General features: G+C 47.3%; 17 protein-coding genes. 4 read left to right on the top strand and 13 right to left on the bottom strand.

Going from position 1 to position 17,298, the window contains the following annotated elements; genetic code table 11:
* Positions 1–27 precede the first annotated feature (27 nt).
* From aroF to AAC022_RS10325, 3 genes are all read right to left on the bottom strand, one after another.
* Positions 28–1,044 (bottom strand): 3-deoxy-7-phosphoheptulonate synthase, encoded by a 1,017-nt coding sequence (gene aroF / locus AAC022_RS10335; RefSeq protein WP_339730679.1) that lies wholly within the window; start codon positions 1,042–1,044, stop codon positions 28–30.
* 358 nt (positions 1,045–1,402) lie between these two features.
* Positions 1,403–2,347: a hypothetical protein gene (locus tag AAC022_RS10330; protein ID WP_339730675.1), complete on the bottom strand. Its 945-nt coding sequence runs from the start codon at positions 2,345–2,347 to the stop codon at positions 1,403–1,405.
* A 231-nt stretch (positions 2,348–2,578) separates the two neighbouring features.
* Positions 2,579–3,346, bottom strand: a complete 768-nt coding sequence (locus tag AAC022_RS10325) for a DUF1080 domain-containing protein (protein WP_339730674.1) — start codon at positions 3,344–3,346, stop codon at positions 2,579–2,581.
* 349 nt (positions 3,347–3,695) lie between these two features.
* On the opposite strand from AAC022_RS10325, the gene AAC022_RS10320 reads away from it, so the two are divergent.
* The gene (locus AAC022_RS10320; protein WP_339730673.1) at positions 3,696–5,354 is read left to right on the top strand and encodes a sensor domain-containing diguanylate cyclase; all 1,659 of its coding nucleotides are present in this window, start codon (positions 3,696–3,698) and stop codon (positions 5,352–5,354) included.
* A 162-nt stretch (positions 5,355–5,516) separates the two neighbouring features.
* Complete coding sequence (locus tag AAC022_RS10315) at positions 5,517–6,314, top strand: glycosyltransferase family 2 protein (RefSeq protein WP_339730671.1); 798 nt, start codon at positions 5,517–5,519, stop codon at positions 6,312–6,314.
* Positions 6,315–6,341: 27 nt separating this feature from the next.
* Here AAC022_RS10315 and AAC022_RS10310 read toward each other — a convergent pair whose 3' ends face one another.
* From AAC022_RS10310 to AAC022_RS10300, 3 genes are all read right to left on the bottom strand, one after another.
* Positions 6,342–7,208 (bottom strand): hypothetical protein, encoded by an 867-nt coding sequence (locus AAC022_RS10310; protein WP_339730668.1) that lies wholly within the window; start codon positions 7,206–7,208, stop codon positions 6,342–6,344.
* 97 nt (positions 7,209–7,305) lie between these two features.
* Positions 7,306–8,343: a mandelate racemase/muconate lactonizing enzyme family protein gene (locus tag AAC022_RS10305; protein ID WP_339730666.1), complete on the bottom strand. Its 1,038-nt coding sequence runs from the start codon at positions 8,341–8,343 to the stop codon at positions 7,306–7,308.
* A 119-nt stretch (positions 8,344–8,462) separates the two neighbouring features.
* Positions 8,463–9,845 carry a hypothetical protein gene (locus AAC022_RS10300; RefSeq protein WP_339730664.1) on the bottom strand — a complete coding sequence of 461 codons (1,383 nt, stop codon included), beginning with the start codon at positions 9,843–9,845 and terminating at the stop codon, positions 8,463–8,465.
* 642 nt (positions 9,846–10,487) lie between these two features.
* Here AAC022_RS10300 and AAC022_RS10295 point away from each other — a divergent pair.
* The gene (locus AAC022_RS10295) at positions 10,488–11,420 is read left to right on the top strand and encodes a histone deacetylase (RefSeq protein ID WP_339730662.1); all 933 of its coding nucleotides are present in this window, start codon (positions 10,488–10,490) and stop codon (positions 11,418–11,420) included.
* A 34-nt stretch (positions 11,421–11,454) separates the two neighbouring features.
* Here AAC022_RS10295 and AAC022_RS10290 read toward each other — a convergent pair whose 3' ends face one another.
* The 3 genes from AAC022_RS10290 to AAC022_RS10280 form a co-directional block, all read right to left on the bottom strand.
* Positions 11,455–12,483: a prenyltransferase/squalene oxidase repeat-containing protein gene (locus AAC022_RS10290; RefSeq protein WP_339730659.1), complete on the bottom strand. Its 1,029-nt coding sequence runs from the start codon at positions 12,481–12,483 to the stop codon at positions 11,455–11,457.
* 110 nt (positions 12,484–12,593) lie between these two features.
* The gene (locus AAC022_RS10285; protein WP_339730657.1) at positions 12,594–12,953 is read right to left on the bottom strand and encodes a 2Fe-2S iron-sulfur cluster-binding protein; all 360 of its coding nucleotides are present in this window, start codon (positions 12,951–12,953) and stop codon (positions 12,594–12,596) included.
* A 124-nt stretch (positions 12,954–13,077) separates the two neighbouring features.
* A complete protein-coding gene (locus tag AAC022_RS10280; protein WP_339730656.1) occupies positions 13,078–13,548 on the bottom strand; it encodes a universal stress protein in 471 nt (156 codons plus the stop codon).
* 504 nt (positions 13,549–14,052) lie between these two features.
* Between AAC022_RS10280 and AAC022_RS10275 the strand changes: the two genes are divergently transcribed.
* Complete coding sequence (locus tag AAC022_RS10275; RefSeq protein WP_339730655.1) at positions 14,053–15,165, top strand: hypothetical protein; 1,113 nt, start codon at positions 14,053–14,055, stop codon at positions 15,163–15,165.
* Positions 15,166–15,177: 12 nt separating this feature from the next.
* Here the strand turns inward: AAC022_RS10275 and yidD are convergent, their stop codons facing one another.
* Genes yidD through AAC022_RS10255 form a run of 4 tightly spaced genes read right to left on the bottom strand, consistent with a single transcriptional unit; the run spans position 15,178 to position 17,183 of the window.
* The gene (gene yidD, locus AAC022_RS10270) at positions 15,178–15,429 is read right to left on the bottom strand and encodes a membrane protein insertion efficiency factor YidD (RefSeq protein ID WP_339730654.1); all 252 of its coding nucleotides are present in this window, start codon (positions 15,427–15,429) and stop codon (positions 15,178–15,180) included.
* Entirely contained in the window at positions 15,429–15,791 is a 363-nt protein-coding gene (rnpA, locus tag AAC022_RS10265; protein ID WP_339730653.1) for a ribonuclease P protein component, read from the bottom strand. Before rnpA ends, yidD begins: the two co-directional genes overlap by 1 nt.
* Positions 15,792–15,828: 37 nt before the next feature.
* Positions 15,829–16,269 (bottom strand): hypothetical protein, encoded by a 441-nt coding sequence (locus AAC022_RS10260; RefSeq protein WP_339730651.1) that lies wholly within the window; start codon positions 16,267–16,269, stop codon positions 15,829–15,831.
* A gap of 5 nt (positions 16,270–16,274) precedes the next feature.
* Positions 16,275–17,183 carry a DnaJ C-terminal domain-containing protein gene (locus AAC022_RS10255; protein ID WP_339730649.1) on the bottom strand — a complete coding sequence of 303 codons (909 nt, stop codon included), beginning with the start codon at positions 17,181–17,183 and terminating at the stop codon, positions 16,275–16,277.
* Positions 17,184–17,298: the final 115 nt, after the last annotated feature.

Here is a 17,298-nt window from a genome sequence, read left to right as displayed (position 1 = left end):
GTGAAGTCAGTTCTCGTTAACAAACGATTATCCTATTTCCTTTCCGAGTGCTGCGGCAACTTTGCGACAGGTTTCCATCGTATCTGCGAATACTTCTGGCGTCAGTGACTGAGCGCCATCGCTCATAGCGCGAGAGGGGTCAGGATGAACTTCGAGAATCAGTCCATCACAGCCGGCGGCAATCGCAGCAGCACACATGGGGGGAACCAGGCTGGCGATTCCGGTCCCATGACTGGGGTCAATCACAACAGGTAAGTGGGTCCGCTCATGCAGGTAGGGCACCGTTGCCAAAGGCAGAGTGAAGCGAGTGTGTGTTTCGAACGTCCGGATTCCCCGTTCACAAAGTATGACCTGCTGGTTTCCCTGGTCGAGAATATATTCGGCGGCAAGCAGGAACTCTTCGATAGAGGCGGAGGCCCCTCGTTTGAGCAGGACAGGAGTACGGGTTTCGCCGACCGCTTGTAACAGGTGGTAGTTCTGCATGTTGCGCGCACCAATTTGCAAAACATCCGCATATTGACAGAGCATATCAACATGTTCGGGAGTCATCACTTCGGTGACGATGGCGAGCCCCGTTTGTTCACGCGCCAAGGCCAGCAGCTTTAATCCTTCTTCTTTCATGCCCTGGAATGAGTAAGGGCTGGTTCGTGGTTTGTAGGCGCCACCCCGTAGTCCAGTCGCGCCGGCCGCTTTGACCTGATGGGCGACCTGCAGGATTTGTTCTTCGCTTTCAACAGAACAGGGGCCTGCAATCACTCCGACATGGGAACCACCGATTTTGAGATCTCGTATTTGAACGACAGTTGGTTCCGGTTTGGTTTCTTTGCTGGCGACTTTATAAGAAGCGACAATCGGAACGATTTTTTCCACTTCTTCACAGGACTCCAGTTCTGCCTGATGGCCGTCTCTTTTGATCCCCGCGGCTGCGATGACGGTACGTTCTTCACCAACAATGACATGCGCTTTCAATCCCATTTCTTCCACACGCTTCACCATAGCCTGAACCATTTCCGCGGTGGCATTGGGCTTCATTACTACTATCATGGCTTTGACTCGTTTCTATTTTAGACTCAGGGTACAAAAAAAGCCCTGTAACCAGTCAGGTTACAGGGCCAATCGAATTCGGGGTTTGTTCATCTACTATGAACAGTGTATGCTCGATCGGTCAGGTAACCTGTTTCGGTAAACCAATAGCTAAAAAAGTGCCAGGCTGAGAAAAAGTACAGCCGCACAAAATTAAAGCTAAAAGTACCAAACCGATGTGTCACGGAGAAACTCCAAAACAAATAAAATAGGAATTCAGAGAAATTTCTTTCTGAATATCTTCAAACTTGATCATACCCCTGTGCAGGGAATCAAGTCAACTGCTATTCCCCAAAGTTTCTTCTCACGATTACTAGAGTCAAGATGACGATTCGTTTGGGTTACGTTTTTTGAGCTTAGAAAAGCTGATCGACGTTTTGTGATTGAGGGGGGAAAGATCTGCTTTTAAATTGGCAGGCTGCTTGTGGATTGTCTGTTTTTGAGAATGAGTTCCAAACAGGCTGCGATACATGGGTGAGTTAAATTGTTCTGGTAAACGATCCGGTGTTGTTTCCGGATGCAGTCCACTTCGCTCGATTCGAACTCGTTGGAGGGATTTCATCGTTGCGGAATCGTTAAAGCATTCAGCCGGGTAACAGGCGATGATCGCCCCCAGCATTTTTTCCCAATGATCGTCGGTTTTGCTTGAGAGGCCGGCGGGGAAAGAAATGCGGAGACCGGCTGTGATCAGATCCCAGGTTTGAATCGGATGCGGTACATTCAGATTAGAAACTTGGTCTTCCCCAAAATCTTTGGAGCGGGCTACGTCATGAGCGAATTCTTCCAAGCCAAATCGGAAGACCAGCTGCCCGAGAAATAAATCGGTCCAGCGTTCGATTGAACGTCTGATACGATTGATGCTTTTTAAGGCATCCAGGCTTATGTGTTTTTCTGATACGAGAATTGACAGCGCCAGCCGTTTGACGTCTAAAAATGATAAAAAGAGACTACGGGCAATTGGTTCAGCCTGGCATTGATTACGTCTTTTATCAGCGGCGGTGAACACTGCGGTAACGACACGAACCAGCATTTCTTCAGCAAAGAAGTCTTTGAGGATCACTTCCAGTTCTTTTTCAGAAATCTGGGAATTCTCATCTTCATTGGCAAATGGCTCCAGAACGTTTCGACGTTGTTTCAGGTGTTCCTGACCATGAAACCAGAAATCATAAAGTGCGGTGGGAGAGAAGGGTTTTGTGCCTTCTGCCAGAGAAAGACTTTGCGATGCAATCAGAGCAGCGACTTCTGCAGTTAATTGTGAGTTCAAGATAGTACCGTTTTGCCCAGAGTAAAGAAAAAGAGGGCTTGAAACCACGCACTATTTCAAACCCCTCTGTCTCTATACGAATGCAAAACCGATACCGGTTGTTTACTGAATCGCTGCTTCTTTCCTAAACGCAGTCTATTTATTGCGTTAGGAGTGAAATCGATTCCAAATCGGGTTCGCGGTTGGTGAGTTTCCCCATCAGTGTGTTGATTATAATCAACACGGTGTTCTCTACTTGGGAGCTGTTTTGGCGACTTCCTGCTGAGTCAGTTTGCGTAATCGGATATTTTTTAAGGCGGCCGTCGTGGCGAAAGATGTGATTCCAAAGGGACGGGAAAGCTCTACTTCGTATCGGATCGAGATTTTGCGGTCTTTCAAATTCTGATCGACAATTTGTTTGCCATCCAGCCAAGCCTGGATTTTATGATCCGTCACCTGGAGACGGATTTTATACCATTGATTCTTTTTAAAGGTCTGAAATGTGGTGGTACTGTTTTGAGATGCGTCATCTCCATCGATACTGGAGATTCCACACAGACTTCCGCCCCAGCCACCCAGGATAAAGGAACACGGGTCCTTTTTAACGGGAAATGTGAGACCACAGAAGAAGTCCGTTCCATCGACGCGTTTCGCTTCCAGCTCGATTTCATAGTTGGTTGTGGGCAGATTTTTGACTTTCGTCAGCGTAACGCCGGTCAGATCGACGCCCATTTCCAGCATCAGGTTTCCATCCTTCACATGGACTTCTCCTTCGCCACCAAATTCAGGGGCTTTCCAGCCATCGAGATTTTTTCCGTTAAATAGTGATACCCATGGTGTTGCGCTCTTCTTTTTCTGGGCGTCGGCCTTAGCGGTTTTCTTGTCAGGTGACTGTTCTTTTTTCTTTTCAGCAACAACAGGCGCTGCTGTGGTCAGAAACAAAGCCAGACAGAACAGCAGACAGATAATATTGGAACGATTTCCGGACTGTGAACAGGGATGGGCAGTGCTTTTGTTCATGGAAGGACCTGACACTCTATAAAAATTTATCAGTAAAGGGGTTAGCTACATTATTATTAGAAATGAACTCTGCTGGATCTGAAAGAGAAAAAAGTCTCTTTCTTTGGATTATAACGAATTCAGCGGGGAATCAGAAGGAGTGGGGGATTTCCCTATCGGTGAATGAAAAATGCATGCTCCCCAACCCCGTTTATTAAGCTAAGTTTTAATGAAGACTACAAGATTCACGTAGATTTTCTATTCAACTTAATTTGGCCTGTATGTTAGAAAGCGCAGGAGACGGTTGTCTTATCTTATTGCATCAATCATAGACGTGTTTACGAATAACGTGGCGCATGGTGTATCCAGCATGAGTGTAGTGGCGATCGCTTGCGTATGCCTGCTGCAGTATGCCGTTTACTCCTTGAAAATGTCTGCTTTTCGTAAAGAAAACGAGGAATTCCAACGCAATATCTCTGCCGTTGAAGAAGAACTAAATGATGTGCAGTCAGATCGTGCAATGACGCTGATCGAGAATCATATTCTGCGAGAGTTTGTCACTCAGTCTGAGTTTGACCAGACGATAGAATTATTGTTGAAACGGTATGTACCTTCTCTACGTGAAGGATTTGGGGTTTATCTGAATCTGATTGATGGTGAATTTCGCTTGGGTGAGTCGCGAGGTATTATTAAGAATACCAATGCTGTTTTCGAAATTGATCGGGATTTGCTCCATCAATTACGCAGTGAAAATGTGCTTGTCCTGCGCGGCAAAAGACTGCGCGAATCACAAATCTATGCCAGTTTCCACGAACAGGATCGGACTCGAGTTCAAAAACTCTGCCTGATGGCAGTCTATGATAAAGAGGATGTTTCCGGCATCTTTATCACAACGGACCTGTACCCCAAAGGGGTCGAAGAAAAACAACAGATTAAACTGGCAAAACGATTGCTGATTTGTATCTCGCGGAACATCGTGAAGAATCAAGATTTTGAATCTCACCGCTATGAATTGCGGGTGACACGAGAGCAACTTGAATTACGTTCCTTAGCCGATCAGCAATATAAAACTCCCGTCAAAATGCTGGAAGAGTTTATGGATCGGCTTCGCCAGCTGACTAATTCAAGCAGAGCAGGATTATTCCTGTCGACCCCCGGTGAAGAAACGGGATCTAAAGCGATTGTGCAATGTGGGATTGCACAACAGGCAGGCGTGAAGGCCCGTTGGCGAGAGCATGAAATCAATCTGGTCAAAATTGGTCTAAATTCGGGTGAGAATACTTCACTGACAGGCGATCAATTGGAAAAACATGGGATTCGATCTTTGATCGGGGCTGCTTTAGTTTCTCCACTAGTTACGAATCGAAAACGAATTGGCGCAATCTGCCTGACCAGTCAGGAAGGCCAGCCTTACGATGAAAGATCACTGCGTCTGATCTCCTGGGCTTCTCAATTTCTTTCCAATACACTGCTCAAGGTGCTCAGTCACGCCACGATTGAACGGCAGGCGAAACAGGATGGTTTAACCGGTCTGGTTAATCGTCGTTCGTTTGATGAATTGATTGAGGATGAATTTAACCGCGCTCATAGTATGCAAATGTCTTGTTCGTTGATTCTGATTGACTTGGATCATTTCAAGTTGGTCAATGATAACTATGGTCATCAGGCTGGTGACGAAGTTCTTAGACGGGTCGCTCATATTCTTAGAGAACGCATCAAGGAGATTCGCTCTTCGGACAGTGTCATTGCTGCACGCTATGGTGGGGAAGAGTTAGCGATTTTATTGCCTGATATTGGTCTGGCAGGTACTGAACGGATTGCCGAAGTCATTCGTCATTCGATTGAATCAGCAATGATCGATTTCAATGGTACTGTCATTCCTGTGACAGCCAGCCTTGGGATTTCAACTTACGCACCTCACGTTATGGAGAGTGTGGAAGCGATGGTTGCCGCTGCAGACAGCGCGCTCTATCAAGCTAAGGCAGAAGGAAGAAACCGGGTTTGCAGCCTGACGTCCTCTCCTGTTTGATTGATTCTCTAAAACTCACGCTTTTAGACTTGTTTACGGACAGTTTCTCGTAAACAATGCATCGCAGTCTTTTGCTGAATTCGACTCTGATTGTCGTTCAGGCTTTCGATGTAAATTCTCACAACGTAGCCCTTTGCTACTCCCGTCTTTTCCGATTGTACAATGTCCGATCCAATATCTCATGAGCCTGGTTCCGTTCCTCCGCGAGGGCGCGTTATTGCAGTCATGCCGGCTTACAATGCAGCCAGCACGCTGGAACGAACCGTGTCTGATATTCCTGAAGGATCGGTTGATGAAATTGTACTGGTCGATGACTGCAGTACCGATAATACAGTAGAAGTTGCCAAACGCCTGGGTTTAACCGTGATTCAACATGACCGGAATACCGGTTATGGAGGTAACCAGAAAACGTGTTACCGATATGCGTTAGAGGCTGGCGCTGACTATGTTGTGATGATTCACCCCGATTATCAGTATGACAGCCGCGTCGTACCAGTCGCGATTGAATTAATTCGATTGGGAATTTGTGATGTCATTCTTGGTTCGCGGATCCGAACCAGAGCGGAAGCGCTGGAAGGTGGGATGCCGCTTTATAAGTATGTCGCCAATCGTGGTCTCACCATCATGGAGAACATCGCACTTGGTCAGAATCTCGGAGATTTTCACAGTGGTTTTCGCGCTTACCGGCGTGAAGTTCTGGAAACGATTCCCTTCGAAAAAAACTCGGACGACTTTGTATTCGACAGTCAGTTTCTGGCACAGGCGGTACGATTTGGCTTTAAACTAAGCGATATACCCGTACCAGTTCGTTATTTTGAAGAAGCCTCAAGCATCAATTTCAAACGCAGTGCCCGCTATGGCTTACTGACACTGGGGGTGCTCGTACAATACTGGGGAAATCGGCTTGGGATCTGGAAGTCAGAGATCTTCTCAGAGAACCGACAGCATCTGGTCGATTGAATTCCGCTTGCCTGCGGATGGCAGCAATTATTTTTTCTTCGCGCTTTGACTCAGGTCATATTCTTTCCAGAATTCACCCGCCGCTTTCACATTCTCGAAGTTCGTTCCAATTCCCTGAATAGCCTGGTTTTCTCGAACAATATCCAGGCCTTTCGTGATTTTGGATGGTGTGAAAATCAGCCGTTGTAAAGGCATCCCTTTGAGTGGTGTCAGGTCGGTGACTGCTGAGTTTGCCAGATTCAACCTAAGAAACGGCATGCCTTTCAGCGGCGATAAATCGTCCACTTTCGTGTCTTGAATATCAAGGCTTTCCAGCAGCATGCCTTTCAGCGGAGAAATATCGGTGATCTCGGTTTTTGGAATCCACAGTGTCTTTAAAGGAAGTGTATTGATCAGGCTAAGATCTTTGACTTTCGTGTCAAACAGGTTGAGTTGATTGAGGGGCATTCCTTCCAGGGGTGAAATATCTGCAATTGGTGTGTGTTCCAATCGTAGAATCTGGATCGGCATGCCTTTCAAGGGACGTAGATCGCTGACATAGGTTCCTTCCAGATAAAGTTCTACAAGCTTCATTCCTTGAAGGGGACTTAAATCAGTGATTGGGCAATTGGTCAGGTCAAGATATTGCAGTTTCAATCCTTCGAGCGCAGAAATGTTCTCTACTTTGGTGTTGAACAAATTGACCGAAACGAATTCCCCTTTCATTTTACCGAATTCAGCATTGTTCTGGTAATCTGGATTGTCTTTTTTCAGGCGTTCATGAAGGTCCTCTTCGGACAGAATTGCAGGACCGGCTGGCGCTGTGGGAATGGGGGGGTCTTCTTTGACTGAAGCCGGTTGGGTCGCCGTTTGAGATGATTCCTGATTACATCCTGCCAGAGTCAGTAAAGTCATCAGAAAGCAGGCTACTGATATCGTAGAGCGAAGAGAGAGGTGTTTCATAATCAGCAGGGCTTTCAATGTCCGGAATGATAAGAACTCAATTATTGCGTTAATTTACAAGGGAAAGACTCTGTTCATCGAACAGCAGACCAAAACCGGGACGGTCCGATAATTCGATTGTTCCCTGTTTCACTTCAGGCTGTCCGGAGACCCATGTCATCCAGGGGCGGCCGGTTTCAGCGAGCGGATCTGGATCAAGGGCCGCAATTGCATGCAGGGCCCAGGTTTCACAACCTCGATGAGGACAAACGCGTAATCCTGCTTCATTTGCCATTGTGTAGATTTTAATGAGTTCCGTCAAACCACCACACCAGCAGACATCGGGTTGTAAGACAGAATGCAGCTGCTCCTCAATCAACTGACCGAAGGCGGCTGAGGTAAATTCATGTTCTCCCCCGGCAATCGGAACCGCAGATTGTTCCTTGAGCATTCGATATCCGGCTAAATCGTCTGGAGAGAGCGGTTCTTCAATCCATTCAATTCGAGAGGATGCAATTTGTTGTGAAATTTCGATTGTTGACTCGACGTCCCACTTCATCCAGGCATCAACCATTAAGAGCGGGTCGGGGCCAATAAAATCACGCGCCTGTTCTACGGAAGCGATGATCAATTCCCGTTGATCAGAGGCAGCCACTTTTCCGAGGTGTAACTTATAACCGGCGTGTTCCGTAGTCGTCTGCAAATCCTGTGGGTCCCAGACTGTACGATAGGTGGGGATTTTTTCTCCGGGATTCCCACCCAACAAGGAGACAAGTGGCTGCTGTTCGTATTTTCCCCGCAGGTCCCATAAAGCCAGATCGACTCCGCTGATGGCCATGATCGCAATTCCTTTGCGGCCGAAAGCCAGCGTGGCCTGATACATTTCCTCCCATAGTTGTGAAATCTCTTCCGGATTTCTCCCGAGCAACAGATCGCGGAGAACCGTTTTCACGACATGGCTGCCTGCCAGCCCGCCGCCACCAACTCCATAGCCAGTGATTCCCGAATCGGTATCAATGGCAACCAGGATTTGGCCCAGGCTGGTACGCCAGTCAGCAGGCGAATTTTCACCAACTGGTTGTATTGCGCGAACGTCTGTGATTTTCATGCAGTTAGTTTACATGAACCATAAGAAAAATGCAGTGACCAGTTTTCGATTCAGGCAAGAGAAACTGTGATTTATTCAAAGCATTTGAGAGCGGGAGAACGTCCCGTTTAGCAGAAGGGTTAATTTCCTTCAGCGACTTGCTGATTTTCAGGCTTCGCTTGAACTGGAGCAACGCGGAAGTTTTTAGGGAGATTCTTTTTCAACCAGTCATCCATTGCTTTGGTGACGTCGGGAGCAATTTTGGGTGGCGGTCCCGGTTGAAGGATCGTGGCTACAGATTTGATTATTTGTTTGTAGGCATCATTGACGACAGACTGATTCACGGGTTTTTGAGTTAGGCCGTTATCCATGCCTGCCGCTAGTGGTTTGAAGGCCAGGTACACATTCCAGAAACAACGCTTCCAGAAGCGGGCGTTGTTATTCCCATTATAGGCCGTGACCATTTTGCGGGTCAGATCAACGATCGAATAAGTGATCAGTTTGATATCTGAATTGGCTTTGAGCGGGAGCTTGCCCAGATTGTAAGCTGCCGCTGATCTGACGCGCCAGGTTCGCTTTGGATCACTCATTACCTTGAGTAAGGCATCAACAACGACCGGGCGTCGGGCCAGATTGTCCGTGATCCCCATAGACCCTAGAGTATCGACCAAGCTTCGCTGGTACCAGGAATGTTCATTCAGAGAGAGGTCCAATTCGGGAATCAGTGCTTCGACGATTGAAACACGACGAGAATTTGTGGGATCCCCGATTTCTCCAATACGCGCGAGGCCATTGGCGGCGGTGATTTTTAATTCTATTGGTTGTTTTGGGGAAGCGATGATTTTGAGCAAAGGAGCATAGGCTGGCACATACGCGACTCGTTCGATCTTTTTCCGCCGATCTTCATCTCGCAGATCAAGGCTTGATAATAACACGACCGCGCTGAAACGAACGAGTCGGTGATTATCAAATAAGTCTTCTGCCTGTTTGGTCAATTCTTCGAGATACAGTTCTCTGGCTTGATAATTGCCTGACACTCGACCCGAAAATTGAATGTCGCGTAAAACGTTTGCTCTGAGTTTTTTCAGGTCTGTCTTATTTTCCGGCTTGCGGGGATCCTGCTTCAAAGTCATCAGGTACAGGTTATAGCGAGCACCCGCGGCAATGAGTTTTTTGTCAGCAGCAGCATTGATCTTACCTCCACGCAGCAATTCCTCAAAATTCCTCAGTTTTGTTTTACGAAACTGCTCTGCCTCCTCGGGAGTCATCAATTCCTTGATCTGCTCCAAGGCTGGATCTTGCTTACCAGTTTTATTTGGTGCTGCTGCCGCATTGCCCTTCGCGGCCGGATTTGCATTTGGCTGTACAGGCTTGGGTTGATTTGGGGGGGCAGGCTGTTGGCTAAGAAGCACCGAACTGCTTGAGAGTAACAGACCGGTTGCTATTAGAGGAATCACCGTTATTCTGGCGGTCAGCATTCCAATTCGCGAAAAGGCCTGATACGAGCATGTAGATTGTCGCACGGAAAGTTCCTTCATTCAACGTTCTGCTCGAACCCCAGTGATCTAATAAACTTATGGGGTATTCTAGACTACAATAGGGAGCTTTACATTCAAGGAAAATATTACACAAATAAGGCAAATAACTCTATGGCAGCCGAATAGAATTCCTGTGATTAAATGATGGCTGCTATAATGGTTCCGAACGAAGCGGAATGAAGAGATGATTTACTATAAATAATACGATAAATATGGATCAGATTCCAATTAAATATGCCAATTTATACTGGCAGTTACAAGGAATCGCTGTTTCAAAGATACAATGGAACGTAGAAAAAGACACAGAGATGGTCGTGAATGACACACAGGCTGTCTCTCATTACTCAATTTTATTATCTTAAGGTATCGCTTTACCTTACGAGCTGTCAAGAAATATCTCTACCCTGATAGGGGTTTTCTCTTTAGAAGGGACAGAGAGAAATGAGGTCTGTCATAAGGCTTTCTTTTTTGTCTACAAAATTCAAGTTCTGTTGCTGCTCATTTGATAGAGCACTGTGCCTGTTTTTATGTGCACTTTTTCAGGGGCTGGATTTTCTTTTGGTATTGGTTAGATGACTTACACGGAACTCCAAAAATTTGAGATATCTTGGATGAATGGGAATTATTATGGCTGATTTTTTTCAGAGTCCCACTTTTTTGCTCCATGAAACAGGGCAACATCCAGAGAACACTGCTCGTTTGAAAAAAGTCATGGAACGTGTCGCGGCAGAAAAAATTGCCAATCTGAAGCTCGTCAATCAATGGACCACAGGGACCCGTCAACAGATTCTCAGAGTGCATACCGCTGATTATTTACAGGAATTACAGCAGTATTGCAGTGAAGGGGGAGGCAGAATTGAGACGGATACAGTGGTCTGTTTAGAGTCTTATAATGTCGCGAGTTATGCTGCAGGATGTGCCGTGACAGCTGTGGATGAGGTGCTGGGGAAAAAGACAAAACGGGCATTTTGTGCAGTGCGACCGCCGGGACATCATGCGTTGTCGGATCAGGCGATGGGTTTTTGTCTGTTCAATAACGTGGCGATCGCAGCACGGCATGCCGTTGAGCAGCATAAATTGAATCGGGTTCTGATTGTTGACTGGGATGTTCATCATGGCAATGGAACCCAGGACATCTTTTACAAAGACGGACAGGTGTACTTTTTCTCGGCCCATCGGTTTCCCTTTTATCCGGGAACAGGGACCGCTGAGGAAACGGGTACAGGGGATGGTTTGGGGAGCATCTGGAATCTGCCACTGGCATTTGGAATTTCGCGGAAAGACTATTTCGCAAAATTCGAACGGATGCTGCTCGAAGCTGCGCGTAAATGTCGACCGGAGCTGATCCTGATCAGTGCTGGCTTCGATGCGCACAAGGATGACCCGATTGGCTCATTAGGCTTAGAAACCGAGGATTTTGGAACACTGACACAGTTGGTGCTGAATGTCGCCCATGAATATTGTGACGGACGTATCGTCAGTCTTCTGGAAGGGGGCTACAACCCCGAGAAACTGGCAGAGTCTGTCGTGAGTCATTTAAAAGTGCTGAATCAGGAATAAGTAATCACTGATCCCATGTAAAATGGCAATGGTGCTATTTCTGATAAATTGGCAGATAGCCATTATCCAGTTGCAGGATGGTCGCATTGATTGCCGTTGTATAGACCGGGCCAACGTGACCTTCCATCCAAGCACCGGACGCAGATTGTTTGCGTAAAATCTGTTGGCCGATATCTTTGATATACTTGTCCCAGTTTTTTGATTCGCCGCGGTACATGACCTGTGCATAATAAAAATGAGCGTAGTGCCAGTGTCCGAAGTAACGATTGGCACTTCCGCCAGGCCAGATGTTTTTTCGGCAGTATTCCAGCATGTTTTTCAAATGATCAGAATCAAATTCGCCGGCGTTGAACAAGGCAGCACAGGCGGCTGCTGTAATTGCCGGCCGAGCGCCTCCGCCACGAATACTGTATTGAACTCCGCCATCCTGAGTCGTGCAGTCTGAAATATATTTTTTCGCCCGGTCAATGATCTTTTTGTCAACAGGAATACCGGCATTGCGGCAGGCACGTAGTCCCTGAACCTGGGTAATACAGGTTGAGCCTTCGTCAAAATCATTGCCGTCTTTAGCGGAAACGTATCCCCAGCCACCTCGGGTCGTTTGGGCGCCGGCACAGAATTCGACTGCTTTCATCAGTACTTTTTTCAGTTCATCACGACGTAACGAGTCTTCTTCTTCGCCATAAACCTGCGATAAAAAGACCATTGAATACCCATGGCCATAGGTGTAATGGTAGTCGTTCTTGTAGCCGATCAAGCCATTCGGCTGGCTCATTTCAAGAAGATAATCAACAGCATTCTTGATATTCTTGGCGTATTTCCCACGTGTGGTTGTCGAACCTTCTGCCAGCAGCGCATTCCCGGCAAGAGCCGTCATCGCGACACGATACTGGCCTCCGTTGGCTTCCCAGTATCCCTGACGACGTTGTTCTCTGGACAGATATTCCAGAGCGTTGGTAACCGCCTTTTGTAGCTTGGGGTCACGGGTCTTGGCAAACACCGAGTCTGTGACAGGCAGGATGAACCAGCCAGTTACCAGTAGAAAAGTCAGAACTCGTCGCATGAGGTTCTCCCTCGATTAAGAGGAGCTATTTCCAGTCACATGATCGAAATTAGCTTAAAGAGAAGCCCTGATTTGTGCGCACCAGAGCTTCCCGTTTTTTTGATCATCGTTTATTTATCAACCCACGCAACAGGCTGTGGTTCAATTTCATCTTTCGGAATATGACCAGCATCAGCGCGTCCACTGCCTTCCAGGCGACTGATAACGCGGACCGTCATATCATGATCACAAAGAATTTGACAGCTCAATCGGCACCCGGATAATTCCCGGGCTGCAAGCGTATTCTTTTCTGCGACCGTCATTTGATTCGGTTCACCTTCAACATACTCCACACGACATGTCGTGCAGCGACCTGCGCCACCACAAGCATGTAATTGATCGACGTGGGCATCATCAGTTAAGGCCAGTACCAGCCGTTTACCTGATTCCACTTCGAATTCTCCTACATTTTCAACAGTCAGTTTCGGCATTATTTCCTCTATGTGATGTGGGGGGATGTATTTGGGGTTTCATCTGGAATCAGAGTGTATCAATCGTTCGAAGTCCTTCCAGAAGGAAAGTCTCCAGCTATTATAGGCCTTAGGGGCATCTATTTTAAGTCGGCATTACAAATTCTCTTTCGGGATGAGAAACCGTTAGTACAGGACAGGGGGCTTTGCGGACCACTTTTTCCGCCACACTGCCTAGTAACATGTGTTTAATCCCGGTTCGGCCGTGTGTACCGATCACGATCAGGTCGATCTTTGCTTTATTTGCATAACGGATAATTTCGAGAAATGCAGGGCCGACACGTACTTCCCGCACCACTTTCAGGTCCTTGGTTCCCGGTAGATCAGGCATCTCTTCCAGCTGTTTTTTAGCTAAACTCTGCATATCTGATACGAGATCATTCATCGATGTCCCCATCATATTGGGTTCTGGAAACATCGCGACGGCATCTTGAACGACATTCAGCAGATGTAATTCTGCATTGAACCGTTTAGCCAATTCACAACCATATATTAGAGCCTGCTCGCCAAATTCACTGAAATCGGTCGGTACGAGAATTCTTTTGAGTTCTATCATGGGGTTCCTCCTGGCTTCTGTAATCCTGATTGAGTCGATCTTTTCTCATTGTAGTAAATCACCGGTCCTCTTTCCGAGTGATCTGGGCGCGGTCTTATTCAATATTAATCATTAATCTATCTCGCCCCTCTTTCGGCAGGTGGATGCGGCTATCAGGAATAATCATTATATTTTGACTAATTCCTAAGCTGTGAAATATCTGAAAAACTGGTTTTTCAGTGATTATCCTCATTTTGAATCTAGTTATAAACAGTACGATCGTTAGAGAACGAAAAACAGAATTATCAATCACGACACTGTTATTTATACGAAATCGTCTTAGCAAGAATAAACGGATGCTTGTTGAACCTATTCTAACTGATTCATCACTTTCGTATATTAGAAAGCGGCAGATTTAACCGATTTTTATTCCGTGTGCCATACCACATTTTTAGAGTTTGTCAAATTTGAATCGTGGTATTTTAAAATGGTGCCAGTCGCACGACACGGAAAGAGGAAATCAAGATGACAATGCCGTATAAAAAAACAGTCTCGTTATTCGCCTGCCTGGTTTCATTGACGGGATCCTATGGCTGTCAGTCTGCCCAGCAAAAAGTGCATCAGCAAGCTTCTCAATCCGGTGCGGAATACCAGTCGGCTCCGTATAGCCAAATGGAACCAGGGCAACAGGGCTCTGATCAGTATTTGAATGAACCAGCTCCTGCACCGGCCGAGAATCGTTTTCCGCCGGCGGCGCCACCAAGTTTGAACTTTCCGCAGCCTGACCGGCAGAGCAACAATAGCGGTCCGTTGATTCAGCGGACATCACAGGAAAAGCTTGCTGAAGATCAGGAGTATTTTAAATCTGTATTCAGTGCAGATCCAGTTGAACCTGCCCATGAACCTGCTCAGAAACATCTGGGGCTGGTTCCTCGGTATTCGACAGTTTCCTCATCTGTTTCACAGAAAGTCAAACAGATGAATGGGAAGGTCAAAGGTTTCTATTCCAAAATGAAGTCGCACGTGAAAACGCCTGAGTGGATTCGGAAGGTCTCAGGCAGCCATGTGGTTATCCAGGAAGAAGAAGTATTTTGTACTGATATATCCTGCGTAGAAACAACGCCAGTTTTTGAGGAATTTCCCGCTCAGGCAGAATCCGTTGATTCAGAGCCCCTCGGACCGCAACCTGTGTTTCCACAGCCCCAGAAATTGAAACCGATGCTCCCCCAGCCGGAACCGGAAAAGAAGAATCTTCCGCGACTGCCCCCGCCGGGAGAAACAACACATTGGGACAATAACTGGAGAGTTTCTGCCACACTGGAGCAACTTCCCGTCGACAACTACTCAACGTTAGAAGATCAACTCGAACAGTGGCCCCATTCGAAACAGAGAATGCAGCCGAATGCACAGGCATTTCAATTGAAAAAAGCAGCGCCAGTGTCAACTCCACAGTTCATGCTGATTGAGCCAGAGCAGAAGCATCCGAGTCAATTGTCGGTACCCGCGATGATCTCACAGGAACAGTCTGCCACGATTCAAAAAATCGGTTTGCAGAACGGCCCCAGGATGAACGGGCCTGCAAATGTTTCTCCTTACACGCCACTGCCAGCCAAGGCGACATCGCGAAAAGGATATTAAGTCGGCCGCCGTTTAAGGTGGGTCGTATCCACCAGGGTGAAATGGATGACAGCGGCAGATCCGCAGGATTCCTTTCACCGCCCCTTTTACGGCTCCATACTTCTGGACTGCTTGAATAAAGTATTCGCTGCAGCTCGGGTGAAACCGGCATTGTCCGCCTAGAATATAGCGAAACGTCTTCTGATAGATCCGTACCAGTCCAATCAGGATGTAGGACGGAATCTGATACAGAAATCGGATTATTTGCAAAGCAATCTGTTTCATCAGCTTTGCTTTTGCTCCAGACGGCGGTTGAGTGTCTGAGATAGTCGTTTCAACGAGCTCTGATACTGTTTCAGATCACAATTGACTGTAGGACGCGGTATGGCGACCAGGTCCAACCCTTTGGGAAGTTGATGTTGTACGAGCCGAAAGGCCTCCCGAATCAGTCTTTTTTTACGAGCACGTTTGATGGCGTTTCCGTTTTTTCGGGAAACACTGACTCCCAGGCGGGTTTGGTTCAGTTCATTTCTCACGGCAAACAATAACAGACATTGGTCGCCTACCCGCTGCCTGGCAGAATAGATCGTGGAAAAATCCTGCTGGCTGCGTATTCTGTTCGTGTTTGGAAATCCGAATTGTTTCACAGGGAAACACTGCCTCCCACAGGCGTCGTAGAAACGTTTATTCTTTTGGTGGTTCTGGATTGACCTGCTCTGAATCTTCAGAACTATCTGGTACTGGTTTTGATGGAATCTGCTGGTCAGGATGCGTCTGATTTGGGTAAGGTCTTCTGATCATACTGCGAACGGAGTGACCAAACAGGGAAGTGAAAATCAAAATCCCGATCCCCGTTCCCGCCAGAATCCAGACAATAAGGATCAATACTCCCAGTTCTCGCGGGCGGACTTCTTTCTTTTTGCCATCTGGTTTCCCATTCTCCCCCTGCTCAGAATCAGCAGGTACGTCGACCCCTGTTTGTTCATTGGAATCGACTGTGGTAGAGCCAGATTCTTCGTTCTGTTGTGCAGACAGCTCAGCGACAGGCAGACTCATAACGCACAGTAGCATTATCAATAAACGTAACCCAAGTCGCTTTTTTTCGCGTCGGAGTTGTGCTTGCATTGAGATCACCATGCTTTCGACCGAGGGGCTTCTTGTTGAATTTGCTCATAAAGAGAGCGATCCTGCTCACTGAGATCTTTGGGGGCGACAATTTTGATGGAGCAGATCTGATCCCCCGGTTGTTTGGTTTTCTGGTCGGTAATTCCTTTTCCGCGCAGTCGCAATTTGGTTCCGCTGGACGTTCCCGCGGGAATCGTAACGGTGACTTCGCCTTCCGATAATGTGGGGACGTCGACTTTCGCGCCTAAAGCCGCTTCAGGAAGTGTTATCGGCACTTCCAAGAGAAGATTACTGCCATCCCGTTTGAAATAGGGGTGATTGCCGACTTTGATTGTGATCAGTAAGTCGCCTGCAGGGCCGCCATGAACTCCAGGGCCTCCCTGGCCACTAAGCCTGATGACCGAACCGTTATTGACCCCAGCCGGGATTTTGATTGTCAAACGTTCGGAGGAACTTCCTTTTTGAATCGTGACCTCGTATTCTCCACCTACAGCTGCCAGATGGAAGGGGATCTCGATTTGAAGTCGTTGCGACTCCCCTTTCTGGGGCCGCGGTTGTGCGCGTTGGCCCCCACGGAATGCACCGCCAAATAAATCGCCCAGGTCGATCCCGCCACCGCCGAACAGGTCTTCCATATCAACCGGGCCGGCTCCCCCGCCGGGTTGGTAATGGCCTCCCCCGGGTCCTGCCTGCTGGAATGAGTGACCATATTGATCGTATTGTTTGCGTTTACTCTCGTCGCGCAGAACCTCGTATGCTTCTTGGACTTCTTTAAATTTTTGATCCGCCGATTTATCGTCTGGAGCCATATCAGGATGATATTTTCGCGACAGTTTTCTGTACGCCTTTTTAATCTCATCAGCGCCGGCGCTGCGGGACACCTCCAGAATATCGTAATAGTCTCGTTTGTTCATAGGTTCGAAATTCGTTTTAAGTATCAGGCATCAAAATAGAGTATTGTATAGAGAGTTCGTTTCGGGCTATCTGAAAACCAAGACGTTTTCATGAGTCCTCCGAAAATTCAACTGG

Origin of the sequence: uncultured Gimesia sp., assembly GCF_963976445.1 — a bacterium.
In the GTDB taxonomy this organism is placed as follows: Bacteria; Planctomycetota; Planctomycetia; order Planctomycetales; family Planctomycetaceae; genus Gimesia.
Note: the sequence above shows the minus strand (reverse complement) of the source record. Positions and strands in the feature narration are given on the sequence as shown.

Excerpts from the sequence above, each read along its gene's own strand:
- AAC022_RS10325 (WP_339730674.1), bottom strand. The coding sequence starts at position 3,346 with ATGAACAAAAGCACTGCCCATCCCTGTTCACAGTCCGGAAATCGTTCC.
- AAC022_RS10280 (WP_339730656.1), bottom strand. The coding sequence starts at position 13,548 with ATGATAGAACTCAAAAGAATTCTCGTACCGACCGATTTCAGTGAATTT.
- AAC022_RS10260 (WP_339730651.1), bottom strand. The coding sequence starts at position 16,269 with ATGCAAGCACAACTCCGACGCGAAAAAAAGCGACTTGGGTTACGTTTA.
- yidD (WP_339730654.1), bottom strand. The coding sequence starts at position 15,429 with ATGAAACAGATTGCTTTGCAAATAATCCGATTTCTGTATCAGATTCCG.
- AAC022_RS10305 (WP_339730666.1), bottom strand. The coding sequence starts at position 8,343 with ATGAAAATCACAGACGTTCGCGCAATACAACCAGTTGGTGAAAATTCG.
- AAC022_RS10295 (WP_339730662.1), top strand. The coding sequence starts at position 10,488 with ATGGCTGATTTTTTTCAGAGTCCCACTTTTTTGCTCCATGAAACAGGG.
- aroF (WP_339730679.1), bottom strand. The coding sequence starts at position 1,044 with ATGATAGTAGTAATGAAGCCCAATGCCACCGCGGAAATGGTTCAGGCT.
- AAC022_RS10310 (WP_339730668.1), bottom strand. The coding sequence starts at position 7,208 with ATGACTTTACTGACTCTGGCAGGATGTAATCAGGAATCATCTCAAACG.
- AAC022_RS10290 (WP_339730659.1), bottom strand. The coding sequence starts at position 12,483 with ATGCGACGAGTTCTGACTTTTCTACTGGTAACTGGCTGGTTCATCCTG.
- AAC022_RS10285 (WP_339730657.1), bottom strand. The coding sequence starts at position 12,953 with ATGCCGAAACTGACTGTTGAAAATGTAGGAGAATTCGAAGTGGAATCA.
- AAC022_RS10315 (WP_339730671.1), top strand. The coding sequence starts at position 5,517 with ATGTCCGATCCAATATCTCATGAGCCTGGTTCCGTTCCTCCGCGAGGG.
- AAC022_RS10320 (WP_339730673.1), top strand. The coding sequence starts at position 3,696 with ATGAGTGTAGTGGCGATCGCTTGCGTATGCCTGCTGCAGTATGCCGTT.
- AAC022_RS10275 (WP_339730655.1), top strand. The coding sequence starts at position 14,053 with ATGACAATGCCGTATAAAAAAACAGTCTCGTTATTCGCCTGCCTGGTT.
- AAC022_RS10255 (WP_339730649.1), bottom strand. The coding sequence starts at position 17,183 with ATGAACAAACGAGACTATTACGATATTCTGGAGGTGTCCCGCAGCGCC.